Here is a 23,255-nt window from a genome sequence, read left to right as displayed (position 1 = left end):
CCCGGAGCCCTGCGGGTGACGGCCCCGCCGTCACCCGCCCCTGCCCGCCGTATCGGCGCCCGCTTCCCGCGCCGGTGCGGCGGGCTGCCCGTGACCGCGCAGCCTGTCCATCTCCCGCCACTCCGGACGCAGCCCCGTCAGGTTCGTCGTGAGGAAGTACGCCACCCCGCACGCCACCAGCACCGGCGCCAGGCCCGCCGACGCGACCGCCGCCCCCGCCAGCAGCCCGCCCAGCGGGATGCCCGCGAACGCGACCGAGTCCCCCAGCGCGTTCACCCGCCCCAGCAGGTGGCGCGGCACCCGCTCGAACGCGACCGCCGCCAGGATCGGGTTGAGGAACCCCCCGCTGAACCCGCTCACCGCGAACACCGCGACCATCGCCCACACCGGTGCGTCCACCGCCAGGATCAGGAACCTGGGCGCCCCCGCGAGCAGGAACGCCACGAAGAACACCACCCGCCGCCGCATCCGGTGCGCCACCGCCGCCGCCACCAGGCTCCCGCCGACCGCCGCCAGCCCCATCACGCCGGCGTTCACCCCGATCATGGCCGGGCCGTGTCCCGACTCCCTGCCCCACACCGGCACCAGCACCGCGGAGAACGCCGCGTCGAGCAGGTTGGTGATGCCGACCATCACGATCAGCGCCAGCAGCAGCGGCTCCCCGCGCAGGAACCGGTAGCCCTGGCCGAACCGCAGCCAGTAGCCCACCGGCTCCTCCTCGCCGTGCGGCAGCGCCCGCCCTCCGACACCGCGCGGCAACGCCCACGCCACCACCACCGAGCCCAGGGCGAAGCAGGCCGCGCTCACCCCCAGGCCCACCAGCGGCCCTGACAGCGCCACCACGGCGCCCCCCGCCGCCGGGCCCAGCGTCGCGGCCAGCCGCTCGGTCACGCCCGCGAGCCCGGTCGCGCGCTCCAGCGGCACCAGCCCTCGCTCCGCCGCCTCCGGGACCATGACCTCCTTGGCCAGGTCGCCCGGCCCGCGAGCCGCGCCGATCACCGCCACCAGGACCAGCAGCGTCCCGAACGCGAGCGAGTCCACGGCGTGCAGCACCACCACCACCCCGGCCGCCGCCGCGCTCACCACGTCGCCGATCCACGAGATCCGCCGCGGCCCCACCCGGTCGACCAGCGGCCCGGTCAGCGCCTTGACCAGCACGTACGGGGTCATCTCGAAGAACGCCACGACCCCCGTCTGGACCGGGCTGCCGGTGGTGACGAGCACGAACCAGGGCAGCGCGATCGCCGACACCCGGGTGCCGGTCAGCGACATGGCCATCGCCGCCAGCACGCCGCCTAAAGGCAGCAGCGAGCGGTGCGTCATGACTCCTCCAGGTCGGGCAGGAAGAGCGTGATCAGCGAGAGCCGCTCGGCCCCCTCGGGCGCCGAGGCGGCCAGCTCGGGGGTGTCACGACGGTAGCGGTCGAGCAGCTCCATCAGCTCGCCGTGCAGGGTCTCGGCCTCCTCCTGGGTGAGGCGCAGCGCCCGGCTGCTCAGGTCGAAGACGCGGCGCCAGTCGCGGGGCATGGTGTCGAGCCCGTTGAGCGCCTGCTGGAGGCGCAGGTTGTAGCTGGCGGCCACCGACTGGAGGTAGGCCATGGTGGCCTCCGGCTCCCGCTCGGACAGATCCGGGTCGGTCAGCCGGGTGATCTGGTGCACCGGTCGCCACCAGCGGTCCCGGGCATTGCCGCGCTCGGTGTCCTCCTCGACGAATCCCGCCGCGGCCAGCCGGCGCAAGTGGTAGCTGGCCGTACCGGAGTTGACGCCCAGGAGGTCGGCGAGGCGGGTCGCGGTGGAGGGGCCGTGCCTGCGCAGCAGGTTGACAAGCTCCACACGGAGCGGGTGCGCGAGGGCGCGCAGCCCCTTGGCGTCGAGGACGACCTCGGTGGTCTGTCTTCCAGGCTCGGTCATGCCGCCCAGATTAAACTGCAAACAGTTCTTCGCAAACAGTTCTTCGCGAAGAACTGTTTGCAATCATTCGCGTTCCAGCTCGTGTGCCAGCTCCTCCAGCTCGGCGTCCCCCGCCATGAGCGAGGTGAGCTTCTCCCGGCTGATGTCGGCCTTGGCGTATTCGCCCAGGCTCGTCCCCCGGTTCAGCAGCAGGAACCGGTCCCCCACCGGATAGGCGTGGTGGGGGTTGTGCGTGATGAACACCACGCCCAGCCCTCGGTCGCGGGCCCTGGCGATGTAGCGCAGCACCACCCCGGCCTGCTTGACGCCGAGCGCCGAGGTGGGCTCGTCCAGGATCAGCACGCGGGCGCCGAAGTAGACCGCCCTGGCGATCGCCACCGACTGCCGCTCGCCGCCCGAAAGGGTGCCGACCGGCTGGTCCACGTCGCGGATGTCGATGCCCATCGCCCGCAGTTCCTCGCCGGCCACCCGCCTGGCCTTGCGCACGTCGAAGGCCAGGCCCTTGCGCGGCTCGGAGCCGAGGAAGAAGTTCCGCCAGACCGACATCAGCGGGATCATCGCCAGGTCCTGGTAGACGGTGGCGATGCCGCGTTCGAGCGCGTCCCTGGGACTGGCCAGCCGGACTTCGGCGCCGTCGACCAGCAGGGTCCCGGCGTCGTGCTGGTGCACCCCGGACAGGATCTTGATGAGCGTCGACTTGCCGGCGCCGTTGTCACCCAGGACGCAGGTGACCCGGCCGGGCTCGACCCCCATCGACACCTCGCGCAGGGCCAGCACCGAGCCGAACGACTTGCCGATGCCCCGGGTCTCGAGGATCAATGCTTCACCTCCTCGGCATAGCGCCTGACCAGGCGGTTGGCCAGCGTGGCCAGCAGCAGCATGGCGCCCAGGAAGAACTTGAACCAGTCGGCGTCCCAGCCCAGGAAGACGATGCCCTTGTCCGCCATGCCGAAGATCACCGCGCCGATGGCGGCGCCGATCGCCGAGCCGTACCCGCCCGTGAGCAGGCAACCGCCGATCACGGCGGCGATGATGTAGATGAACTCCTGCCCGATGCCGATGTTGGCCTGCACGGACGTGTAACGCAGCGCCAGGATCGAGCCCACGAACCAGGCGGCGAACGCCGTCGTCATGAACAGCGCGATCTTCGTCCGGGCGGCGGGCACCCCGACCGCCCGCGCCGCCTGCTCGTTGCCGCCGACCGCGAAGATCCAGTTGCCCGCCCTGGAGCGCATCAGCACCCAGGTGGCCACGGCGGTGACCAGCAGCCACCACAGGATCGCCACCCGGAAGGGGGTGCCGCCGATCTGGACGGTGCCCGCGAAGATCGCCCGCGCCCCCTCGTAGCCCTCCGCCCTGCGCAGGCCGCTGACCTGCACGGTGCCGGTCAGCGCCTTGGTGACTCCGAGGTTGACGCCCTGGAGCATGAGGAAGGTGCCGAGCGTCACGATGAAGCTGGGCAGCCTGGTCCTGGTCACGATCAGCCCGTTGAGCAGCCCGACACCGAGCGCCACCACCAGGCCCACCAGCATGGCCAGCCACACGTTCAGGCCGTAGCGGGTGGCGAGCGTGACCAGGATCAGCCCGGTCGTGCCGGTCAGCACGCCCGCCGACAGGTCGAACTCGCCGCCGATCATCAGCAGGGCGATCGCCACCGCCATGATGCCGAGCGTGGCGGCAGGGTCGAGCCAGTTCGCGATGCCCTCGGGGGATCTGAAGACCGCCGACTGGCTCGCGAAGAAGGCGAAGACCACCACCGCCCCGACGACCGCGCCCAGCTCGGGGCGGATCAGCAGGCGGCGCACCAGCCCCACCTGCGCGAGCCGCTCGTCGGCGCGGCCCGCGGCGGCGGTCACGGCGCCTTCCGGCTCATCGGGTGCCCGCCTCTGCCAGCTTGGCCACCTGCTCGGCGTTGTCCTTGGTGACGAAGCCGGGCCCGGTGTTGACGGGCAGCCCGCCGCCGACCGTGTTGAGGTTGTTCTTGTACAGGTGGAGGAACGTGATCGGCAGGTAGCCCTGCAGATACTGCTGCTGGTCCACCGCGAACAGGATCTCGTCGCCCTGGATGGCGGAGACCACGTCGGCCGACAGGTCGAAGGTGGCCAGCTTGGCCTGTGACCCGGAGTCGGCGATGGCGTCCCTGGCGGCGACCGCGACGGCCGGGTTGAGCGCGAGCACGCCGTTGACCTGCTTGTCGGACTGGAGCTTGGCGGTGACCTTCGAGGTCACGTCGGCCAGGTTGCTCACGTCCACCTGCAGCCGCTCGACGGTGCCGCCGAGCGTCTCCTCGGCGCCCTTGCAGCGCTGGTCGAGGCCGACGTTGCCGGCCTCGTGGATCACGCACAGCAGCTTGCCGACGCCGGCGGCCTTGAGTTGCTCGCCCGCGCCGCGCCCGGCCACGTCCTCCGACTGGCCGACGTGCGTGATCGCGCCGAGCGCCTTGGAGGAGTCCGCGCCGGAGTTGATGGTGACCACGGGGATCTTCGCGGCGACGGCCTTGCCGATGGCCTCGCGCAGCGCGTCGGGGTTGGCCATGGACACCACGATGCCGTCGACCTTGCCCGAGACCGCCTGGTCGATGAGCTGCGACTGCTTGGCGGGGTCGCCGTCGCCCTGGTAGGTGACCTGCGCGCCGTACTGCTTGCCCGCGGCCTCGGCGCCGTTCTTGACGACGTCCCAGAAGGAGTCGCCTGGCGCGCCGTGCGTGATGACGGCGTAGGTGCCGGCACCAGCCGCGGCCGACGCCGACCCCTCGGCGGGCGCGCTCTGCGGGGTCTGCTCGCCCGGCGATGAGCAGCCGCTCAACGCCAGGGCGCTCACCAGGGCCAGCATTACCGGAATACGTCTCATCCGACACCTCCAAGAGCAACGGGCTCGCCACCGGTTGTACCCCAATATCAACTCTTTGTATAGACATGCGGACTAATGGCGCACCCGAGATGGTAGAACGGAACCATTCGTTCCCGTATGCTGTGGTCATGACCAGTGCACCCATGAGCGGCCGCAAGGCGCAGGCGGCTCGCAACGACGCGTTGATCCTCGACGCGGCGCGCGCCGTCTTCACCGCCGACCCCGGCGCTCCCATCGCGGCCGTGGCCGAGCGGGCAGGCGTCGGCATCAGTGCCCTCTATCGGCGTTACCCCAGCAAGGAGGCCCTGCTGCAGAAGCTCTGCGGCGACGGGCTCAAGCTTTACATCGCCGTTTCCGAGCAGGCGATGGCCGAGCACGACGACCCGTGGGAGGAGTTCGCCGGTTACATGTGCGGCATCGTCGACGCCGACACCAACTCGCTCACGATCAAGCTGGCGGGCACCTTCCACCCCACGGAGGAGCTCTACCACGACGCCACCAAGGCCTCCGACCTGGCGATCGAGTTGCATCACCGGGCGGTCGAGGCGGGCGTGCTCCGGCCGGACGTCACCCCCGCCGACATCGCGCTGCTTTTCGAGCAACTCGCCTCGATCAAGCTCGGCGACGCGGAGCGGACGCGCCAGCTCCGCCATCGCTTCCTGGCCATGATGCTCGACTCCCTGCGGCAGCCGCCCGCCCACCGCCCCCTGCCGGGTCCCGCTCCAGAGGACGAGGAACTGTCGGTCCGCTGGATCCCCGCCGGGTCCTAGACGTCGTCGACGAGCCGGTCGGCCAGTCGCTCCGACAGGGCCAGGGTCCGGCGGGCCCTGGCCACGATCGGGGCGTCCACGAAGGTGCCGTCCGGCAGGGCCAGGGCGCCCGCCCCGGCGGCCTCGGCGGCCTGGACGATCTCCCCGGCCCTGGCCGCCTCCTCCTCCGTCGGCCGGAAGGCCGCTCTGATCAGCGGGATCTGCCGCGGATGGATCGCGGTCCCGCCGAACATGCCCAGGCCCCGCCCCGCCGCGCACGAGGCCACCAGCCCGGCCTCGTCCCGTACATCCGGATAGACCGACATCGGCACCGGCGGCAGGCCCGCCGCCGCGGCCGCCAGCACGGCCTGCAACCTGAGGTGGTTCATGGCGCCCTGGTCGGTGATGGACAGCTCGGCCGCCAGGTCCTGCTCCCCCAGCGCGATGCCGTCGACGCACGGGTGGGCGGCGATGGCCCGCGCCTCCAAGATCCCGGCCGCCGACTCCAGCAGCGGATACACCCGCACGCCGAACCTCTCCAGCAGGTCCAGCCCGGTGGCCGACTCGACCTTGGGCACCCGGACGGCGTCGGCCAGCGCGCCGAGCGCCTCCAGGTCGTCCAGCCCGCGCTGGGTGGCCAGATCGTTGATCCGCACGTGCACGGGTGTCCCCGACGGGGGCCGCTCGCGCAGGTAGGCGGCGGCGTTGGCGCGGGCCTCGTCCTTGCGGCCGGGCGCGACCGCGTCCTCCAGGTCGATGATGACCACGTCGGCGCCGGAGCCGGCCGCCTTGTCGAAGCGCTCGGGCCGGTCACCGGGAACGTACAGCCAGGAGACCTTCACGCGATCACCCCGTTCCCGCGCAGGTCCGCGATCTCCTCCGGGGTGTACGCGAGCTCGCCGAGCACCTCGTCGGTGTCGTGGCCGAGGCCGCGCCCCGGCCATCGCACCTCGCCGGGCGTGTCCGACAGCCGGAACAGCACGTTCTGCATGGTGACCGTGCCGAGCTCCTCGTCGGGCAGCTCGACGAAGGTGCCGAGGGCCTCGTACTGCGGGTCCTTGGCGATGTCGGTCACGTCGTAGATGGGCGCGACGGCGGCCTGGACCTCCTCGAAGCGGGCGATGACCTCCTCGGCGTCCCGCTCGGCGATCCAGCCGGCGACGGCCTCGTCCAGCTCGTCGACGTGCTCGACCCGGCCGCTGCCGCTGCCGAACCAGGGCTGCTCGACCAGGTCGGCGCGGCCGACCAGGGTGACGACGCGCTCGGCGATGGGCTGGGCGCTGGTGGACACGGCCAGCCAGCGGCCGTCGCGGGTGCGGTAGGTGTTGCGCGGCGCGTTGCTGCTGGAGCGGTTGCCCGTGCGCCGCGGCACGACGCCGAGCGCCTTGTACGCGGTCATCTGGGGGCCGAGCAGGCCGAGGATGGGCTCGATGATGGCCATGTCGATGACCTGGCCGCGGCCGGTCTGCTCGCGGGCGTGCAGCGCGACCATGATGGCGTAGGACATGGCCAGGCCGGCGATGCCGTCGGCCAGGGCGAGCGGCGGCAGCGTCGGCGGCCCGTCCGGCTGGCCGGTCATCGCGGCGAACCCGCTCATCGCCTCCGCCAGGGTGCCGAACCCGGGCTGCCGCGCCATCGGGCCGTGCTGGCCGAAGCCGGTCATCCGCGCCACGATCAGCCGCGGGTTGAGCTCCAGCAGGTCGGCGGGCGCCAGCCCCCAGCGCTCCAGAGTCCCCGGGCGGAAGTTCTCCACGAGCACGTCGGAGTTCGCGGCCAGCCTGCGCAGGATCTCCTGTCCTCCGGCCTGCGACAGGTCGACCGCCGCCGCGCGCTTGTTGCGCGACAGCGACTTCCACCACAGTCCCACGCCGTCGAGCGAGGCGCCGTGCCCGCGCGACGGGTCGCCGCGCCTGGGGTGCTCGATCTTGATCACGTCGGCGCCGAAGTCGCCGAGCATCATCGCGGCGGAGGGCCCGGCGAACAGCGTCGCGGCGTCGATGACCCGCAGGTTGGCGAGGCTTGTCATAGTTAGGCAACTTATAAGAAATATGTCATAGGTCAACTTTCAGGAGACACTGGGAACCATGACCAGTCAGCCCCGGCCGCCGATGAGCAAGGCCGAGTACGTCTACAGCGTCCTGCTGGACGAGATCCGCACGGCCCAGATCCCCGGCGGCACCGCGCTGCGCGCCGGGGCCGTGGCCCAGCGCCTCGGCGTCTCGGTCACCCCGGTGCGCGAGGCGCTGCGCAGGCTGGAGAAGGACCGGCTGATCAGCTACGAGGCCCACCACGGCGCCACCGTGATCGACCTCGGCGCCGACGCGCTCGAGGAGTTCTACGGCCTGCGCGCGGTCGTCGAGGGCCTCGCCGCGAGGCTGGCGGCGGCCCGCGTCACCGGCGAGGAGCTGGCCTGGCTCCGCGAGCTGCACGCCGCGATGGTGCGCGACGCCGCCGAGGGCCGCAACGACCACCTCGGCGAGCAGAGCGGGCAGTTCCACCTGCGCATCGCCGACATCGGCGGCCCCGCCTTCCTCGGCCAGCACGCCAGGGCGGTGCGCGACAGCTTCCCGGTGCCCGCCTCGGCGTCGCTGTGGCTGGACCCAGGCCAGGTGCGGCAGCAGCTCGACGCCCACGAGGCGATCCTGTCGGCCCTGGCCGTGGCCGACGGCGCGCAGGCCGAACGCCTCATGATCGAGCACGTGCGGCAGGCCGGGGACTATCGCAGGAAGCGCTGATCGCTCATGATGACCCCCGCGCCATCTACGCGCACTCGGCCGGCCCGCGCGGCTTCGCCTCGCTGCGGACCCGCGCGGCTCGCTCCGCTGAGCCGGCTGGCAGGATGAGCTCGTGATCAGAGGCATCCTGTTCGACCTTGACGGCACCCTGCTCGACCACCGCGCCGCCGCCGACGCCGGGATCACCGACTGGGTGTCCGGCCACGCGCCCGGCCATCCCCGGCTCGCCGAGGCGGCCGCGCTCTGGGCCGCCCTGGAGGAGCCGCACCTGGCCGCCTGGCACGCGGGCGAGTGCACCTGGCAGGAGCAGCGGCGCCGCCGCCTGCGCGCCCTCTGCCGGGAGCTGGCGCTGGAGGCGCCCGGCGACCTGGACGCCGCGTTCGCTGCGTTCGCCGAGAGCTACCGCGCGGGGTGGACCGCCTACCCGGACGCGGCGGACGCCGTGGCCGCGCTCGGCGGCTTCCGGCTGGGCGTGCTCACCAACGGGGCCCAGGACATGCAGGAGGCGAAGGTACGCGCGATCGGGCTGGACGGGCTGGTCGGGCCCGTGCTGACCGGCGAAGTGCTGGACGGCTGCTACAAGCCCGTCCTCGCCTGCTACACCGGTGCCGCGGCCGCGCTCGGGCTGGCGCCCGAGGAAGTGCTGCTGGTGGGCGACGACGTGGCCAAGGACGTCACGGGACCGGCGGCGGCCGGGATGCGCTCGGCCTGGCTGGACCGGCTCGGCGTCGAGACGGCTCCCGCCGGCTTCCCGAGGATCACCTCGCTCGCCGAGCTGCCGCCGCTGGTCGCCCGCGCCTGAGCGCCCGCCCTCAACCTCGCCCTGGCCGCACCTCGGCCAGCGCGGAGCCCTCCAGGTCGAAGCCGCCGACGTGGGCGAGATAGGCACCTCGGGCCAGCGGGTCGCCCAGATAGACGCCGCCCGCCTGCCGCACCAGCAGGGCACCCGCGGCCACGTCCCAGGGATGGGCGCGGGTGCCGTACGCGACGTCCGACCAGCCCGCGGCCACGTGCGCGAGCTTGAGCGCGGCGCTGCCCGGCCGGCGCACGGCGGCGAAGGAGCCGACCAGGCGGCCGTAGCGGCGCAGCGCCTCCTCGCCCTCGGCCTCCAGGTCGAGCGGAGTCGGGTAGCTGGACAGCAGCATCGCCTCGCGGTCGCGGGCGGCTCCGCTGCTGCGGATCGGGGTGCCGTTGCACCAGGCCCCGTCGCTGGAGGCGGTGAACTCGTCCTCGCGAACGGGGTCGTACACGATGCCCGCGACCAGCTCACCGCGCACGGCGGCGGCGATGGAGACGCAGAAGAACGGCAGCCCGGCGGCGAAGTTCGCGGTGCCGTCGATCGGGTCGACGTACCAGCGCAGGTCGCCCGAGCCGGTCTCGCCGCCCTCCTCTCCCACGATGGCGCTGTCCGGCCAGCGCGCGGTGATGACCGCGCGGATGGTCTCCTCCGCGGCCCTGTCGTGCTCGGTCACCGGGTCGTGGAAGTCGCGCTTGGTGGTGACCTGCGGCCGGGATCTGAAGGCCTTGCGCAGCCTGGGCCCCACCGCCCTGGCCGCTTCGGCGGCGGTGTCCAGCAGTCCGGTCACGTCCATCTGTCCCCCTGAGGATCGCAGGCCGCTCTTCACAGGAGACCATGACAGGACATAGTTACCTCCAGATGAACGAGCGTCACGACCTGCAGCCTAACAAGCCATATTTGTCAGGACATTCTGACCTCGGTTAATCTGATCAGCATGACCGCGAACCTGGCGATCGACCTGGACCGATCCAGCCCTGTGCCGCTCTACTTCCAGGTGGCCGAGCAGATCGCCGAGGCGATCAGGCGAGGCGACCTGGCACCCGGCTCCCGGCTGGACAACGAGATCCTGCTCGCCGACAAGCTGGGCCTGTCCAGGCCCACGATCCGCCAGGCGATCCAATACCTCGTGGACAAGGGCTTGCTGGTGCGCAAGCGCGGCGTCGGCACCCAGGTGGTGCACGGCCAGGTGAAACGCTCGGTCGAGCTGACGAGCCTCTACGACGACCTGCGCCGCTCCGGCCAGGAGCCGGCCACCCAGGTGCTCGTCCTGGAGCCACGCCAGGTCGAGGACGAGATCGCCGCGATCCTCGGCGTCGAGCCGGGCAGCGACGTCCTCTACCTGGAGCGCCTGCGCTTCGCCGCGGGCGAGCCGCTGGCCCTGCTGCACAACTGGCTGCCGCTCGGCCTGTCCCAGCTCACCGCCGCCGACCTCGAAGGGCGCGGCCTGTACGAGCTGCTGCGCGGCTCCGGGGTCCGGATGCGCGTCGCCAACCAGCGCATCGGCGCCCGCGCCGCCAACCAGACGGAGGCCAAACTGCTGGACGAGCGGCGCGGAGCCCCTCTGCTTACCATGATCCGCACCACCTACGACGACCAGGGCAGGGCGGTCGAGCACGGCTCGCACGTCTACCGGGCTTCGCACTACTCCCTCGAGGTCACCCTCATCGAGCGGTGAAAAACGTCGTCCCATCGCCCTCGGGCAACTTCTCCTATCCTTCTGGCTGGAACCCTCTTCCTACCTGTATCAGTTCTATCCCGGCGAAACTGGCAGTCCCCCCGCTACACTGCACCGTGGAAACGACCAGTCGCAGATCGTGATGACTCACGTGCCGCCCGAACCCCGCGTCACGCAAGCTTCGCGCCGGCCACTCCGGGTCCACCACGTCCGCGGGGCGGGCGATGGCGTCCCGGAGCGTCCGAACGCTTTGGGAACGGCGGGCAAGCGAGCACATGGATCCACTCCACCTGACGACGAGCAGCCATGAGGACACCGTAACCGTCTCGGTCTCCGGCGAGCTCGACATCGCCACGACCGAGTTGCTGCGCGCCCACCTGTTCGACGCGCTCGAGCGGGCCGGCGAGGTGGTGCTCGAGGTGAGCGGGCTGTCGTTCATCGACGCGGCCGGGCTCGGCACGCTCGTCGCCATCCGCAGCCGCGCCCGGCTCCTCCGCACCAGGCTGCTGCTGGCCGGCACACCCCCGCCCATGGCCAGGCTGCTGCGGATCACCGGCCTCGACGTGCACTTCCCCACCATGACGCGCTGAAGCTCACGCGGGCGCGCCCTCCAGGAAGGCCATGACCGCCGCCTCGGCGGCGTCGCGCAGGCGGGCGTGCACGAGGGCGTTAGCCTCGCGGTCCGTGCGCACCTCCACCACTCTCGGCCCCTCCCCGCGCAGCGCCTTCGGCAGCTCGGAGGCGTCCTGCACCTGCGCGTAGGGGGTGCCGGTGGCGGCGGTGACGTAGCCCAGGTCCACCCCGTGCGGCGTGCCGAAGACCCGCTCGAACGGGTCGCGCAGCGCCGCCTGGGGCAGCAGCGAGAAGATGCCGCCCCCGTCGTTGTTCACCACCACCAGGCACAGGTCCGGCCTGGGCTCCCGCGGGCCGAGGATCAGGCCGTTCTGGTCGTGCAGGAACGACAGGTCGCCGATGAGGGCGAAGGAGGGGCCGTTGTGCGCCAGCGCCGCCCCCATCGCCGTGGACACCAGCCCGTCGATCCCCGAGGCGCCCCGGTTCGCCAGCAGCCTGATCCCGCGCCGCGCCCGCATCGCCTGGTCCAGGTCCCGGATCGGCATCGAGGATCCGCAGAAGAGCAGGGCCCCGTTGGGCAGCATGTCGACCAGATCGCGGGCCAGCCGGGGCTCGCTCAGCCCCGAGGCGTCCAGCACCTCGTCCACCGCCGTCCTGGCGGCCAGGTCGGCCTGCCGCCAGGAGTGCAGCCAGCTGTCGTCGCCCGAGGCCACCGGGATCTCCACCGCCTGCGCCACCTGGCTGGCGGACCGGGTCGGGTCGGGCCAGCGGTCCAGGCCGGGGGCCACCACGATGTGCTCGTCGGCCCGCTTCAGCCACGACAGCAGCGGCTTCGACAACCCCGGCCTGCCCAGCGTGACCACCACGTCCGGGCGGTAGGCGTCGGCGAACTCGGGGACGCCGAGCAGGTGATGGTAGGTGGAGACGGCGTGGTCGCCGTAGCGGGCGCCGCCGTTCGGCTCCGACAGCACCGGCCAGCCCGCCATCCCGGCCGCGGCGACGTAGCGGCGCACGTTCGCGGCGCCGTCGCCGACCACGAGCACCCCGCGCCTGGTGGGCGGGATGTGCAGGGCGACGGGCGGCGGCGCGACCCTGGCCCGCACCCACGGCCCGCCGGCGCGGCCGTCGAGCGGCTCGCACCACGAGGCGTCGCCGTCGGGGATCAGCGGCTCCCTGAACGCCAGGTTCAGGTGCACCGGGCCGGGATCGTCGGGACCGGCCGCGCGCTGGTAGGCGCGGCAGGCCAGCGATCGCCAGTAGGCCACCTGTCCCGGCCGGTCGTCGGGCACCCCGACCTCGGCGAACCAGCGTGTGGCCGAGCCGTACATCTTGAGCTGGTCGATCGTCTGGTTGGCGCCGGTGCCGCGCAGCTCGGGCGGGCGGTCGGCGGTGAGCACGAGCAGCGGCACGCCGGACTCGCTCGCCTCGATGACGGCCGGGTGGAGGTTGGCGGTGGCCGTGCCGGAGGAGCAGATCAGCGCGACGGGCCGCTCCGACCGCTTGGCCAGCCCGAGCGCCAGGAACGACGCCGACCGCTCGTCGATCCGCACGTGCAGCCGCACCCGCGACTCGGCGTGCAGGGCCAGCGCCAGCGGCGCGGAGCGGGAGCCGGGCGCCACCACGACGTCGGTGAGGCCGCAGCGCACCAGCTCGTCGACCAGGACCGTGGCCAGCGCGGTAGCGGGATTCACAGTGACGCCTCCTGCATCCGGCGTAGCCACGACGGAGAATCAATCTCAAATTCCGACAAATACTGAAAATTCACGCTAGGACGTCGTACGGCGAGCATCCCGTCCACAGGCACCAGCGAATCCTCCACCACATCGCCCGACAGCAGCGACATCGTCCCGAGCCCGCACGCGTACGGCAGCTCCGGCAGCGCGGCCGCCAGCGCCACCCCCGCCGCCAGCCCCACCGAGGTCTCCACGGCGCTCGACACCACCGCCGGCAACCCGCACGCCTCCACCACCCGCAACGCCGCGCGCACCCCGCCCAGCGGCTGCACCTTGACCACCGCGATGTCGGCGGCCTCGGCGGCCCTGACCCGCAGCGGATCCTCGGCCCGGCGGATGGACTCGTCGGCAGCCACGGGCACCTCGCAGGCCCGCCGCACGGCCGCCAGCTCCTCCAGCGTGGCGCACGGCTGCTCGACGTATTCGAGGCCGAACCGGTCGAGCTCCTTGAGCCGCCGCACCGCCTCGTCCACCTCCCAGGCGCCGTTGACGTCGACGCGCAGCCTGCCCGACGGGCCGAGCGCGTCACGCACGGCCTCCACCCTGGCCACGTCCTCGGCGAAGCTCTGGCCCCGCTCGGCCACCTTGACCTTGGCCGTGCCGCAGCCCGAACGCCGCACCATCTCGTGCGCCTGCTCGGGCCCCACGGCCGGCACGGTGGCGTTCACCGGCACCGACTCGCGGAGCGGCTCGGGCCATCCCTCGAAGGCGGCCTCGCGCGCGCACGCGAGCCACCGGGCGCATTCGCGCGGCCCGTATTCGGGGAACGGCGAGAACTCGCCCCACCCCGCCGGCCCGTGCAGCAGCACCCCTTCTCTGACCGTCTGACCCCGGAACCTGGTACGCATCGGAATCCGGAAGACCACGGGAGAACGCGTCACGACCCTCCCTGCGCCGCTGCCCGAACTGACGCCATTAACCTTACGAGCATGTGGAGGAACCCGTCGCATCCGGACCGCCCGCTGCACGCCGTCGTGCAGCCCGCGGGCCCCCGGCTGTTCGCCGCGATCCGTGACGCGCTGTCGGGCGACGGGCCCGCCGTGCTGCCTCTCACTCCCGGCCAGGAGCGCGCCGCGCTCGCGGCGCTGCGCCCCACCCACGTGGACGGCGTACGGCAGGCCGACGGCGTGGGCGTGCCCGGCGACGTGGCGGTGGTCATCGCGACCAGCGGCAGCACGGGCGCCCCGAAGGGCGTGATGCTCTCGGCCACGGCCCTGCGCGCCGGCGCGGCATCCTCGCTGCGCCGGCTGGAGGCGTCCAAGGGCGAGCGGTGGCTGTGCTGCCTGCCCGTCTCACACGTGTCCGGCCTGCAGGTCCTCGTCCGCTCGCTGCTCAGCGAGAGCGAGCCGGTGATGCACGAGCGCTTCGATCCCGAGGCGGTGCTGGCCTCCGGCGCCGAGCACGTCTCGCTGGTCCCCACGCAGCTCCACCGGCTCGTCGCGCTCCAGGCGGACCTGTCGCGGTTCCGCACCGTCCTGCTCGGCGGCGCGGCGCCCCGGCCGGGGCTCCTCGCCGAGGCCGGGGCTCTCGGCGCCACGGTGGTCACCACGTACGGGATGAGCGAGACCAGCGGCGGGTGCGTGTACGACGGCCGCCCCCTCGACCGTGTGGATCTCAGGATCGGCGAGGACGGCCGGATCCGCGTGGCCGGGCCGGTGCTGTTCTCCGGCTACCGCTTCGGCGGGGAGACGCCGTCGGACGACGGCTGGTTCGTCACCTCCGACCTCGGCGAGCTGTCCGGGGGCAGGCTGCGCGTGCTGGGCAGGGCCGACGACGTGATCAACACCGGCGGCGAGAAGGTGGTGGCCGCCACCGTGGCCGCCGTGCTCGGCACCCACCCGGAGATCGCCGAGGTGGCGGTGGTGGGCCGGCCGGACCCCGAATGGGGCGAGGCGGTGGTCGCCGTCGCGGTCCCCGCCGACCCGGCGAGCCCGCCCACGCTCTCCCAGCTCCGCGCCTACTGCGCCGACCGGCTGCCGCCCTTCGCCGCGCCGCGCGAGCTGCGCCTGATGCCCCGCCTGCCGCTCCTGCCTAACGGCAAAACCGATCTTCTGCGGCTAAAGTCCGGAACCTGATGCGTTGCTGGATGCGTCATAGTAAGGGAGAAGGAGGGAGCCTTCATGAACCAGACCCGCAAGATGTGGGTGTCCGCGGCGGCTGTCGGCGTGATTCTCGTCGGCGGCGTCACTGTCGCGGCCGCCGCCTCGGCGGGCAGGCTCGACCAGGTCCGGCAGACCAGAGCAGTGGTGGAGAAGGCGACCCCGTCCAGCCCGCTTCCGACCCCCGACCCGACCGAGGGCATCGTGGTGACCACCGAGGTCAATCCCGACCCGGACGAGGTCACCGGCTACTGGACCGACGAGCGCCTGGAGGAGGCGCAGCCGATGCCCATGCCCGAGGTCAAGCCGGGCGAGCTCGAACTGGCCGAGTAGAACGACGGAGCAGGCCCTATCAAGAGGGTTGCGCCCTTTTTCCACCTCGCGGGAACAAATGGCGATTGATGGCGTTATTGATACTGGTGAGTAGTGCGGCCTGAGCCGGTCGCCCCACCACAAACCCGCCCAGATCGCTTTCGCTCCGTATGGAGGAGGTGTCCTCATGCCCCGAACCGCCGTGGCGACCCCACCCGCAACCCTCGAGCAGCTGATTGACCGAGGGCGAGCTCAGGGTCACCTTTCTCTCGCGGAGCTGCGCGACGCGTTCGCCCAGGCTGGGATCAGCCCGGCCCAGGGCCGTTCGATCCTGCGCGAGCTCACCGACGCCGGGGTGAGCCTGGCCTCGGAGGAAGAGCCCTCGCCAGGCGACTCCGCCCAGAAGAAGAAGTCTGTGACCAAGCGCTCCACCAAGAAGGCCTCGCGTACCGAGACTACCGACTCGGCGACCGCGAAAGCAAAAACCAAGACCACGACCGCCGACGGCGACGAGGAAGGCCCCGACGACCTCGCGCTGGAGATCTCCGCGGAGGTGGCGGAGGAGGTCGAGGCCGAGAACGAGCCGCTCGACCTGGACGACAACCAGTCCGTCATGGGCGACTCGGTGCACACCTACCTCAAGTCCATCGGCCGCCGCACCCTGCTCACCGCCGCGCAGGAGGTGGAGCTGGCCAGGCGGATCGAGGCCGGCCTGTACGCCGAGTACAAGCTGGAGACCGCGACCGGCCTGTCCGCCGCCCGGCGCGAGGACCTGCGGCTGGTGGTGGAGGACGGCAGAGCCGCCAAGGACCACATGCTGGAGGCCAACCTCCGGCTGGTCGTGTCGGTGGCCAAGAAGTACACCGACCGCGGCATGTCCCTGCTGGACGTCGTCCAGGAAGGCAACCTGGGCCTGATCCGGGCCGTGGAGAAGTTCGACTACACCAAGGGCTTCAAGTTCTCCACCTACGCCATGTGGTGGATCCGCCAGGCCATCCAGCGCGGCTTCGCCGACTCGGCGCGCACCATCCGCCTGCCGGTGCACGTACTGGAGATGCTCTCGAAGCTGTCGCGCATCGAGCGCGACATGCACCAGCGGCTGGGCCGCGAGCCCACGCCCGAGGAGCTCGCCGTCGAGCTGGACAAGACCCCCGACCAGATCGAGGAACTGCTGCGCACCAGCCGCCAGCCCATCTCGCTGAACGCGACGATCGGCGAGGACGGCGAGACCACGATCGGCGACCTCATCGAGGACGTCGACTCGCCGGAGGCCTCGGAGATCGTCGACCGCCAGCTGCTGGGCGACCAGCTGCGAGGCGTGCTGCGGAACCTGTCGCCGCGCGAGGCGAAGATCATGGCGCTCCGTTTCGGCCTGGTCGACGGCAAGCCGCACACGCTCGACGAGATCGGCAAGCACATGGGACTGACCCGCGAGCGCATCCGCCAGCTCGAGAAGGAGTCGCTGTCCAAGCTGCGCCACCCGAGCAACACCCGCCCGCTGCTCGACTGGGCCAGCTGACCGCCCCTCCACACCCGCGCCCATGCGCAGGCCCCGGCCGCCGGGCCGGGGCCTGCGCATGCCGGAGGCTGCCCGTGGGGATCGGGCCGGGCGGGAAAGACGGAGCGCATGCTCACCCGCAGCCCGCGCTCCGCGATCATGGCCACCGTCGGCGCGCTCCCCGGCCGCTCTACCCCCGTATGAGAGCCGGCCGGACACCGCTCCTCGGATGTCCACGAAGACCTCCGTACACCACCCAAGGTGACACGGGCCGCTTGCAGCGGACGCGCCGATCACCGCGCGCGCGGGCGGCTCGTTGACGGGCCGGCGCCCCCGCTGCAAACGAAATGAAATCCGTCCCTGGCACGATCGACCCGACCTCGCACGATCGTCCACGGGGGCAGACATGATCAAACGCTTCACCGGCGTCGTACTCATCGCTCTGGCCGCGGGTCTGGGGACCGCCGCCGTCGCCCACGCCGAGCCGCCACCGATCGACTGCAACTTCGAATGGGGAACGCCGCCGCCTCTCTCCTGCCTGTGAACACGCTGGTCCACCTGGTGCCGACGGGGCCGACCGCGTAGATTCAAGTGATCTGCGGCTTATCTGTCGGAGGCCAGTGTGGCGGACCGCATTCCGGACGTCTCCGCCGACTTCCGCATGCTCGGGCCGCTGGAGGCGCACGCGGACGGCCTCCAGCTGGTCCTGCCGGGCCGCCACGTGCGGTGGCTGCTCGGCGCGCTGCTCCTCGACGCCCCTGAACGGGTGACCGAAAACCAGTTATTGGCCAGGGTCTGGGGTCCGCAGGGCGGCAGCACCGCCGCGCTGCGCACGGCGGCCTCCCGGCTGCGCGCGTGGCTGCACGATCAGGCAGGGCTCCAGGACGTCGTCCGGTTCACCGGCGGCGGCTACCGGCTGGCCCTGCCCGCCCTGTGGGTCGACGCCGGGCGCTTCCAGGCCCGCCTGGCCGCGGCCCGGCTGCATGACGACCCGATCCCGCTGCTGGGCGAGGCCCTGGCCCTGTGGCGGGGCGGCGTGCTCGCCGACGCGCCCGAATGGCTGCGCACCGACCCCGCGGCGCTCCAGCTCGACCAGGAGCGGCTCTCGTGCGCGCGCGCCCTCGCCGACCTGGCGCTCTCCTCCGGCAGGGCGCCGGAGGTGCTGGCCATGGTGGAGGCCGTGGCGGCGCGCTTCCCCTACGACGAGTCGATCCAGGCCCGCCTGCTGAGCCTGCTGGGCGCGTGCGGGCGCAGGGCCGAGGCGCTGCACCGCTTCGAGTCGATCAGGCGGCGGCTGGCCGCCGACCTCGGCGTCGATCCCTCTCCCCTGCTCAGGGACGCGCACACGGCACTGCTGCGGGACCCGCCGGAGCGGCGGTCCGCCGTCCCCGCACCGGCCGCGCCCGCCTCGGCACCCTGCCTGCTGCCGCCCGACATCGCCGACTTCACCGGACGCACGGCGGAGGCCGAGCTGCTGACCCGGGTGCTGCTCGACGGCGAGGGCACCGCGCTGCCGGTGGCCGCCGTGTCGGGGCGCGCCGGCGTCGGCAAGACCGCACTCGTCGTCCACGTCTCCCACCTGCTGCGCGGCGGCTTCCCCGACGGCCAGCTGTACGTGAACCTGCGCGGCAGCCACGCCGAGCCGACCGACCCCAGCGAGGCGCTGGGCAGATTCCTGCGGGCGCTCGGCGCCGGTGCCGCCGACATCCCCGCCAGCCTGGACGAGCGGGCCGAGCTCTTCCGCGGGCTGCTGGCCCATCGGCGCCTGCTGGTGCTGCTGGACGACGCCGCCGACCCCGGCCAGGTGGAGCCGCTGCTGCCGGGCGTGCCCACCTGCGGGGTGCTGGTCACCAGCAGGAAACGGCTCACCCCGCTGGCGGGCGCGCGCGACGTCCAACTCGACGTGCTGGACCCTGAGCAGGCCGTCGCGCTGCTCGCCAGGATCGCCGGCGCCGGGCGCGTGCACACCGAGGAGGAGACCGCCCACCGCCTGGCCGCTCTCGCCGGCCATCTGCCGCTCGCGCTGCGCGTCGCCGGGGCCAGGCTGGCGGCCAAGTCCCACTGGAGCGTGGGTCAGCTCGCCTCCCGGCTGGCCGACGAGCGCCGCCGCCTGGACGAGCTGGCGTTCGGGCAGCTCGACGTGCGGGCCAGCCTCACGCTCACCTACCACGCGCTGGAACCCGCCGCCCGCCGGGCGCTGCACGCCCTGAGCCTCCTCGACGCGCCGGACTTCGCCGCCTGGGCGGCCGCGGCGCTGCTCGACTGCTCCCAGTCCGAGGCGGAGGACGCGGTCGAGGAGCTGGTCGACGCCCAGCTCCTCGACGTGGAGGGCGGCGCGGGCCGCGGGCTGCCGCGCTACCGCTTCCACGACCTCGTCCGCATCTACGCCAGGGAGCGCGCGGAGACGACGCTGAGGCCGCAGGAGCACGCCGATGCCCTGGCCCGCGCCTGCGGCGCGTGGCTCTACCTGGCCGAGCACGCCTACCGGGGCGTCTACGGCGGCGACTACCAGATGGTGCACGGCGACGCGCCCCGCTGGATCCCCGACGGCGGCGTCCAGGATTCGGTGGCGGCCGACCCGCTGAGCTGGCTGGAGTCCGAGCGGCTCGCCCTCGTGGCCACCACCGGCCAGGCGATCAGGACGGGCCGGGTCGAGCTCGCCTGGGACCTCGCGGGGACCTGCTCGCCCATGTTCACCATCCGCGACCACACGCAGGAGCCCTCGCAGACGCTGTCGTCCGTCCTGGCGGCCACCCGCCACGACCAGCTGGGCCAGGCCGTGGTGCTCTTCAGGCTCGGCCTGCTCCGCGCCGACCAGGAACGCTACGACGACGCCGGAGACTGCTTCGAGCGGTCGCTGCGACTGTTCGGCGAGCTCGGGCACCGTCACGGCCACGCCCTGGCCCTGTCCTACGCCGCCGCGCTGGACCAGTATCTGGGCAATTCTGACCTGGCGCTGCGCCGCCTGAACGAGGCTCTGGACGGGCTGCGGGAGGCCGGGGACCACGGCGGGGAGGCGTACTGCCTGCGCAACATCGGCCAGATCCACCTGGAGTCGGGCGACTTCCCCAACGCGCACGCCTACCTCGGCGAGGCGCTGGCCATCAGCGAGCGCAGCGGCTCCCCCAGGAACGGCGCCCAGGCCCTCTTCTGGCTCGGCACCCTCCAGCTCCGCCAGGGCCGCCTGGAGGCCGCCGAAGCCGCCTTCGGCCAGGTGCTGACCACGGCCAGCGACATCGGCGACGCGACCGGCCAGGCGATGGGCCTGCTGGGGCTCGGCGAGGTCCGCACCCGCCTGGGAGCACACGACGACGCCATCAGGGCGCTGCTGGACGCCCTGGAGATCGGGCAGGCCATACCGTCGCGGCGGATCCAGATCAGAGCCCTGCACGCGCTCGGCCGGGCCGCACACGAGTGCGACCGCGACCACCTGCGCGGGCAGGAGCATACCCAGCACGACCAGGGACGCGCGCAGCCGAACGCCTACGGCTACGGGCAGGCGGTGCGGTGGCTGGAGGAGGCGGCCTGCCTCGCCGGGGAACTGGGAGTGCGCGCGCAGGCCGCCCGGGTCCTGCGCACGCTCGGCGAGGTCCATCAGACGGCCGGCCACGCCACGGCGGCGGGCGCGGCCTGGCGGGAGGCTCTCACCCTCTTCGAAGCCCTGGGCAGCCCGGAGGCCGCCCAGGTCAAACTCGCGCTCGGCTGAGCGCGCTCACCGGGCGGCGGGCAGCGGCCGCGGCACGCGCGGGATGCCCCACAGCCGGTTGTCCTCGCGCAGCGTGCGCAGCCGATCCACCTCGGCGGTCCACATGGCGCCCTTGGGGGTGGCCTTCGCCTTGCGGCGGGCGATGCGGTCGTCATAGGCCTTCACGCCGAACGTGGCCCGCTGCCCCGCCTCCGCCGCGCGCAACGCCTCGGTCAGCGCCCTGTCGAACGCCTGCCCCGCGGCCAGCAGCTCCACCTCGTCCGCGTCGGCGGCCCGCAGGTCCCGCAGGGTCCGCTCTGCCTGCCGCGCCTTGTCCAGCAGCTCGGGGATGCTCTTGGAGATCTCCAGATCCGCGTGGAAGCGGACCTCGGCCTCGCGGCTCACCCGCGGACGGAAAAACGCCATCGACTCTGCCCTTCAAGCTGTCGGCTCTTACCAGCGACAAGGGTACGCCGAGACGCGCCACGCCCAGTAACCGGATCCGCGCGAGTTATCCGGTCCCGGCGCCTTTACATAGTAAGATGATCACCATGCCCGCCAAGCGACCACCCGTCCCCCTCTCCCGCGAGCGCATCATCGAGGCCGCGCTGCACATCGCCGACAGCCAGGGCCTGCGCCGGCTGACGATGCGCAGGCTCGGCGACGCCCTCCAAGTGGAGGCCATGGCCATCTACCACCACCTGCCCAGGGGCAAGGAGGCGCTGATGGACGCCCTGGCCGAGCACGTCACCGCCGTCCGCGTGGAGCAGGCGGCCACCTGGCAGGAGACGGCCAGGGCCTGGTGCCGGGCCAGCCGGGAGGTGCTGCGCGAGCATCCCGGCGTGCTCGCGCTCGCCCTGACCAAACCGCCCAAGGGCGGCACCGCCCTGGCCATCGGCGAGCAGATCGAGCAGCTCGCGGACGCGGGCCTGCCGGACGCGCGCGACGCCGTGCGGTCGCTGCGGGCGTTCGTCTTCGGCAGCGTCGCGGTCGAGGTGCAGCAGTCGGGATGGGCCGACCCGGAGGTCGACGAGTGGACCCGGCGCGACGAGCGGGCCGACGCCGACTTCGAGCGAGGACTCGAAGCTTTGCTCCGAGGCTTGGAAACGTAGTGTGCGTGTCGAGCTTGGACCGTTATCCTGCATAAGGCACGCTGTGTCGAAGGTCACACGCTCGGGGCATCCTCCTCTAACAGTCCTAACGGGCTATGTCGGAACGTGTGACATACACCGCACACTTGCTGAAACTGAACCCGAGCCGCTCCCACCCCTCTTCCGGGAGCACCCACGAGATATCGGAGGCACGCCGATGTGCCCGCACGACCCGGTCTGTCCGTCTGCCGAGGCGCCCGACCGCGAGGCCGCACGCACCCTGGCCTGCCACCCCGAGCAGGGGTGGAGCCTGCTGTGCAACGGCGTAGTCCTGTTCGAGGACACCGGGGAGCTCCTGCCCGGCGGCACCGCCATCGCCCCGCACCGCCCCGACCCCCTGGTCGGCGCGGCCTGACACACGATCGGCGGCCATAGCCGGCAGCGGGGCCGATCACGCACCCCCGCGTGCGTCGGTGGCGTCACGCGCCGCCACCTTCCACGGGACGGCGAGCCCCCGCTACTTCCTGTAGCGCGTCAGCCAGTCGGCCACCACCTCGCCCACCCGGGCGGGGTTCTTTTTCAGGTCGTGCCCCTCCCCCGGCAGCACCACCAACCGCGCGGCGTCCGCCGGATCGGGAATCCCGAACGGGTCCCTGTCCCCGCTGACCACCAGCACGTCCACGCCGGCGCCGCGCAGCTCCTCCGCCCTGGAACGTTCCGGCTTGCCCGGCGGATGCAGCGGGAAGGCGAGCGCCACCACGGACACCGCGCCCACCGTCCCGGCCGTCCGGCAGGCGACCCGCGCCCCGTTGCTCCGCCCACCCTGCACCAGCGGCACATCCGGCCACCGCGCGCGCAACTGGTCCACCACGACCAGCCACGCCTCGTCCTGCCTGGCCGCCACCCCCGGCGCCCGCGCCCCGGCCACCCTGAACGCCTGCGTCACCCTGGCCACGCTCGCGCCCACGCCGAGCGCCGCGTCCCGCACCGCCACGAGATCGGGCGCGTCCACTCCCCCGGCGGACCCGTGGGTGAGCACCAGCAGCAGCCGGGCCCGCTCCACCTCGTCGACCTCGACCCGCGCGGCCCCCCGAGGAGTCATGATCTCCATGGCAGCACCGTACCTGGGGATGAGTCGAAGATGGCCCTCAGGTGGGATGACGGCGTGCCCGCGAGCATGGAGGATTACCCGTATGCCAGACACGAGTCCCTTGCGCGAGGACCTGCAGGCCACCTTGGCCGCCCGCCGCGACCTCGGCCCCGAGTATGAGTCCGCCCTGGTCGACTCTCTGGTCGAGCGCCTTGACGCCACCATCGCCGCCCGGGTCCACGCCGAGCTCCAGATGCGCGGCGCCGTGCCCCCCAAGCAGAAGAGCAGCGGCAACGCCATGATCCCCATCGCGCTGGGCTCGATGGGCATCGGCATCCCGTTGACGGCGGTCGCGGCGGGCACCGCCGGCGTGGTGGGCCTGATGATCGCCTGGGTCTCCATCATCGTGATCAATGTGGCGGCCGCCACGGCCATCATGCGCCGCCCGTAGCACAG

General features: G+C 72.5%; 25 protein-coding genes. 13 read left to right on the top strand and 12 right to left on the bottom strand.

Translation table 11 applies throughout. The features are described from left to right. Positions 1–30: 30 nt before the first annotated feature. The 5 genes from V5E28_RS11305 to V5E28_RS11285 all read right to left on the bottom strand — a co-directional run bounded on the left by V5E28_RS11305 (position 31) and on the right by V5E28_RS11285 (position 4,760). Positions 31–1,323 (bottom strand): MFS transporter, encoded by a 1,293-nt coding sequence (locus tag V5E28_RS11305; RefSeq protein WP_336206578.1) that lies wholly within the window; start codon positions 1,321–1,323, stop codon positions 31–33. Further along, the gene (locus V5E28_RS11300) at positions 1,320–1,910 is read right to left on the bottom strand and encodes an ArsR/SmtB family transcription factor (protein ID WP_336206576.1); all 591 of its coding nucleotides are present in this window, start codon (positions 1,908–1,910) and stop codon (positions 1,320–1,322) included. The genes V5E28_RS11305 and V5E28_RS11300 overlap by 4 nt, the downstream gene beginning before the upstream one ends. Before the next feature lie 63 nt (positions 1,911–1,973). After that, complete coding sequence (locus V5E28_RS11295; RefSeq protein WP_336206573.1) at positions 1,974–2,729, bottom strand: ATP-binding cassette domain-containing protein; 756 nt, start codon at positions 2,727–2,729, stop codon at positions 1,974–1,976. Continuing rightward, positions 2,726–3,766, bottom strand: a complete 1,041-nt coding sequence (locus V5E28_RS11290; RefSeq protein ID WP_336206571.1) for an ABC transporter permease — start codon at positions 3,764–3,766, stop codon at positions 2,726–2,728. The genes V5E28_RS11295 and V5E28_RS11290 overlap by 4 nt, the downstream gene beginning before the upstream one ends. A gap of 13 nt (positions 3,767–3,779) precedes the next feature. Then, complete coding sequence (locus tag V5E28_RS11285; protein WP_336206568.1) at positions 3,780–4,760, bottom strand: sugar ABC transporter substrate-binding protein; 981 nt, start codon at positions 4,758–4,760, stop codon at positions 3,780–3,782. Positions 4,761–4,888: 128 nt separating this feature from the next. Here V5E28_RS11285 and V5E28_RS11280 point away from each other — a divergent pair, with 128 nt between their 5' ends. Next, on the top strand, positions 4,889–5,530 hold the full coding sequence (locus tag V5E28_RS11280) for a TetR/AcrR family transcriptional regulator (RefSeq protein WP_336206567.1): 642 nt from the start codon (positions 4,889–4,891) through the stop codon (positions 5,528–5,530). On the opposite strand, the gene V5E28_RS11275 is transcribed toward V5E28_RS11280, so the two are convergent. Both V5E28_RS11275 and V5E28_RS11270 read right to left on the bottom strand, forming a co-directional pair. After that, on the bottom strand, positions 5,527–6,351 hold the full coding sequence (locus V5E28_RS11275) for an HpcH/HpaI aldolase/citrate lyase family protein (RefSeq protein ID WP_336206565.1): 825 nt from the start codon (positions 6,349–6,351) through the stop codon (positions 5,527–5,529). The two genes, V5E28_RS11280 and V5E28_RS11275, sit on opposite strands and share 4 nt — an antisense overlap. Beyond that, entirely contained in the window at positions 6,348–7,535 is a 1,188-nt protein-coding gene (locus tag V5E28_RS11270) for a CaiB/BaiF CoA transferase family protein (protein ID WP_336206563.1), read from the bottom strand. Before V5E28_RS11270 ends, V5E28_RS11275 begins: the two co-directional genes overlap by 4 nt. Before the next feature lie 58 nt (positions 7,536–7,593). Between V5E28_RS11270 and V5E28_RS11265 the strand changes: the two genes are divergently transcribed. Together V5E28_RS11265 and V5E28_RS11260 are read left to right on the top strand one after the other, a co-directional pair. Further along, entirely contained in the window at positions 7,594–8,244 is a 651-nt protein-coding gene (locus tag V5E28_RS11265; protein WP_336206561.1) for a GntR family transcriptional regulator, read from the top strand. 112 nt (positions 8,245–8,356) lie between these two features. After that, on the top strand, positions 8,357–9,046 hold the full coding sequence (locus V5E28_RS11260) for an HAD family hydrolase (RefSeq protein ID WP_336206559.1): 690 nt from the start codon (positions 8,357–8,359) through the stop codon (positions 9,044–9,046). 10 nt (positions 9,047–9,056) lie between these two features. Here the strand turns inward: V5E28_RS11260 and V5E28_RS11255 are convergent, their stop codons facing one another. Next, positions 9,057–9,836, bottom strand: coding sequence for an inositol monophosphatase family protein (locus V5E28_RS11255; RefSeq protein WP_336206557.1), 780 nt, complete (start codon positions 9,834–9,836; stop codon positions 9,057–9,059). Positions 9,837–9,977: 141 nt separating this feature from the next. On the opposite strand from V5E28_RS11255, the gene V5E28_RS11250 reads away from it, so the two are divergent. Beyond that, the gene (locus V5E28_RS11250; RefSeq protein ID WP_336206555.1) at positions 9,978–10,718 is read left to right on the top strand and encodes a GntR family transcriptional regulator; all 741 of its coding nucleotides are present in this window, start codon (positions 9,978–9,980) and stop codon (positions 10,716–10,718) included. A 275-nt stretch (positions 10,719–10,993) separates the two neighbouring features. Further along, entirely contained in the window at positions 10,994–11,308 is a 315-nt protein-coding gene (locus tag V5E28_RS11245; RefSeq protein WP_336206553.1) for an STAS domain-containing protein, read from the top strand. Between the two features lie 3 nt (positions 11,309–11,311). Here the strand turns inward: V5E28_RS11245 and menD are convergent, their stop codons facing one another. Beyond that, the gene (gene menD, locus V5E28_RS11240) at positions 11,312–12,982 is read right to left on the bottom strand and encodes a 2-succinyl-5-enolpyruvyl-6-hydroxy-3-cyclohexene-1-carboxylic-acid synthase (protein WP_336206551.1); all 1,671 of its coding nucleotides are present in this window, start codon (positions 12,980–12,982) and stop codon (positions 11,312–11,314) included. Next, a complete protein-coding gene (locus V5E28_RS11235; RefSeq protein WP_442945806.1) occupies positions 12,979–13,872 on the bottom strand; it encodes an o-succinylbenzoate synthase in 894 nt (297 codons plus the stop codon). Before V5E28_RS11235 ends, menD begins: the two co-directional genes overlap by 4 nt. 81 nt (positions 13,873–13,953) lie before the next feature. Between V5E28_RS11235 and V5E28_RS11230 the strand changes: the two genes are divergently transcribed. The 5 genes from V5E28_RS11230 (at position 13,954) to V5E28_RS11210 (ending at position 20,639) form a co-directional block, all read left to right on the top strand. Further along, positions 13,954–15,099 (top strand): AMP-binding protein, encoded by a 1,146-nt coding sequence (locus V5E28_RS11230; RefSeq protein ID WP_336206548.1) that lies wholly within the window; start codon positions 13,954–13,956, stop codon positions 15,097–15,099. A gap of 45 nt (positions 15,100–15,144) precedes the next feature. Beyond that, on the top strand, positions 15,145–15,456 hold the full coding sequence (locus V5E28_RS11225) for a hypothetical protein (protein ID WP_336206546.1): 312 nt from the start codon (positions 15,145–15,147) through the stop codon (positions 15,454–15,456). Positions 15,457–15,622: 166 nt separating this feature from the next. Beyond that, entirely contained in the window at positions 15,623–16,954 is a 1,332-nt protein-coding gene (locus V5E28_RS11220) for a sigma-70 family RNA polymerase sigma factor (protein WP_336206544.1), read from the top strand. Between the two features lie 385 nt (positions 16,955–17,339). Next, positions 17,340–17,477 carry a hypothetical protein gene (locus V5E28_RS11215; RefSeq protein WP_336206542.1) on the top strand — a complete coding sequence of 46 codons (138 nt, stop codon included), beginning with the start codon at positions 17,340–17,342 and terminating at the stop codon, positions 17,475–17,477. Positions 17,478–17,555: 78 nt separating this feature from the next. Further along, positions 17,556–20,639, top strand: a complete 3,084-nt coding sequence (locus V5E28_RS11210) for an AfsR/SARP family transcriptional regulator (protein ID WP_336206539.1) — start codon at positions 17,556–17,558, stop codon at positions 20,637–20,639. Between the two features lie 6 nt (positions 20,640–20,645). On the opposite strand, the gene V5E28_RS11205 is transcribed toward V5E28_RS11210, so the two are convergent. Next, positions 20,646–21,044, bottom strand: coding sequence for a hypothetical protein (locus tag V5E28_RS11205; RefSeq protein ID WP_336206537.1), 399 nt, complete (start codon positions 21,042–21,044; stop codon positions 20,646–20,648). A 125-nt stretch (positions 21,045–21,169) separates the two neighbouring features. Here V5E28_RS11205 and V5E28_RS11200 point away from each other — a divergent pair, with 125 nt between their 5' ends. Further along, a complete protein-coding gene (locus V5E28_RS11200; protein WP_336206536.1) occupies positions 21,170–21,730 on the top strand; it encodes a TetR/AcrR family transcriptional regulator C-terminal domain-containing protein in 561 nt (186 codons plus the stop codon). Between the two features lie 196 nt (positions 21,731–21,926). Continuing rightward, positions 21,927–22,124, top strand: a complete 198-nt coding sequence (locus V5E28_RS11195) for a DUF5999 family protein (protein ID WP_336206534.1) — start codon at positions 21,927–21,929, stop codon at positions 22,122–22,124. A 102-nt stretch (positions 22,125–22,226) separates the two neighbouring features. Here the strand turns inward: V5E28_RS11195 and V5E28_RS11190 are convergent, their stop codons facing one another. After that, complete coding sequence (locus V5E28_RS11190) at positions 22,227–22,820, bottom strand: alpha/beta hydrolase family protein (protein ID WP_336206532.1); 594 nt, start codon at positions 22,818–22,820, stop codon at positions 22,227–22,229. A gap of 82 nt (positions 22,821–22,902) precedes the next feature. On the opposite strand from V5E28_RS11190, the gene V5E28_RS11185 reads away from it, so the two are divergent. After that, positions 22,903–23,250 (top strand): hypothetical protein, encoded by a 348-nt coding sequence (locus tag V5E28_RS11185; protein ID WP_336206530.1) that lies wholly within the window; start codon positions 22,903–22,905, stop codon positions 23,248–23,250. Positions 23,251–23,255 lie beyond the last annotated feature (5 nt).

Source organism: Nonomuraea sp. LPB2021202275-12-8 (genome assembly GCF_037044575.1).
Taxonomy (GTDB): Bacteria; Actinomycetota; Actinomycetes; order Streptosporangiales; family Streptosporangiaceae; genus Nonomuraea.
Note: the sequence above shows the minus strand (reverse complement) of the source record. Positions and strands in the feature narration are given on the sequence as shown.

Bases quoted from the DNA above. Each gene is read 5' to 3' on its own strand.
- V5E28_RS11190 (WP_336206532.1), bottom strand. From the start codon at position 22,820: ATGGAGATCATGACTCCTCGGGGGGCCGCGCGGGTCGAGGTCGACGAG.
- V5E28_RS11195 (WP_336206534.1), top strand. From the start codon at position 21,927: ATGTGCCCGCACGACCCGGTCTGTCCGTCTGCCGAGGCGCCCGACCGC.
- V5E28_RS11200 (WP_336206536.1), top strand. From the start codon at position 21,170: ATGCCCGCCAAGCGACCACCCGTCCCCCTCTCCCGCGAGCGCATCATC.
- V5E28_RS11285 (WP_336206568.1), bottom strand. From the start codon at position 4,760: ATGAGACGTATTCCGGTAATGCTGGCCCTGGTGAGCGCCCTGGCGTTG.
- V5E28_RS11255 (WP_336206557.1), bottom strand. From the start codon at position 9,836: ATGGACGTGACCGGACTGCTGGACACCGCCGCCGAAGCGGCCAGGGCG.
- V5E28_RS11215 (WP_336206542.1), top strand. From the start codon at position 17,340: ATGATCAAACGCTTCACCGGCGTCGTACTCATCGCTCTGGCCGCGGGT.
- V5E28_RS11265 (WP_336206561.1), top strand. From the start codon at position 7,594: ATGACCAGTCAGCCCCGGCCGCCGATGAGCAAGGCCGAGTACGTCTAC.
- V5E28_RS11185 (WP_336206530.1), top strand. From the start codon at position 22,903: ATGCCAGACACGAGTCCCTTGCGCGAGGACCTGCAGGCCACCTTGGCC.
- V5E28_RS11230 (WP_336206548.1), top strand. From the start codon at position 13,954: ATGTGGAGGAACCCGTCGCATCCGGACCGCCCGCTGCACGCCGTCGTG.
- V5E28_RS11300 (WP_336206576.1), bottom strand. From the start codon at position 1,910: ATGACCGAGCCTGGAAGACAGACCACCGAGGTCGTCCTCGACGCCAAG.
- V5E28_RS11245 (WP_336206553.1), top strand. From the start codon at position 10,994: ATGGATCCACTCCACCTGACGACGAGCAGCCATGAGGACACCGTAACC.
- V5E28_RS11305 (WP_336206578.1), bottom strand. From the start codon at position 1,323: ATGACGCACCGCTCGCTGCTGCCTTTAGGCGGCGTGCTGGCGGCGATG.
- V5E28_RS11280 (WP_336206567.1), top strand. From the start codon at position 4,889: ATGACCAGTGCACCCATGAGCGGCCGCAAGGCGCAGGCGGCTCGCAAC.
- V5E28_RS11225 (WP_336206546.1), top strand. From the start codon at position 15,145: ATGAACCAGACCCGCAAGATGTGGGTGTCCGCGGCGGCTGTCGGCGTG.
- V5E28_RS11250 (WP_336206555.1), top strand. From the start codon at position 9,978: ATGACCGCGAACCTGGCGATCGACCTGGACCGATCCAGCCCTGTGCCG.
- V5E28_RS11205 (WP_336206537.1), bottom strand. From the start codon at position 21,044: ATGGCGTTTTTCCGTCCGCGGGTGAGCCGCGAGGCCGAGGTCCGCTTC.
- V5E28_RS11220 (WP_336206544.1), top strand. From the start codon at position 15,623: ATGCCCCGAACCGCCGTGGCGACCCCACCCGCAACCCTCGAGCAGCTG.
- V5E28_RS11235 (WP_442945806.1), bottom strand. From the start codon at position 13,872: ATGCGTACCAGGTTCCGGGGTCAGACGGTCAGAGAAGGGGTGCTGCTG.
- V5E28_RS11270 (WP_336206563.1), bottom strand. From the start codon at position 7,535: ATGACAAGCCTCGCCAACCTGCGGGTCATCGACGCCGCGACGCTGTTC.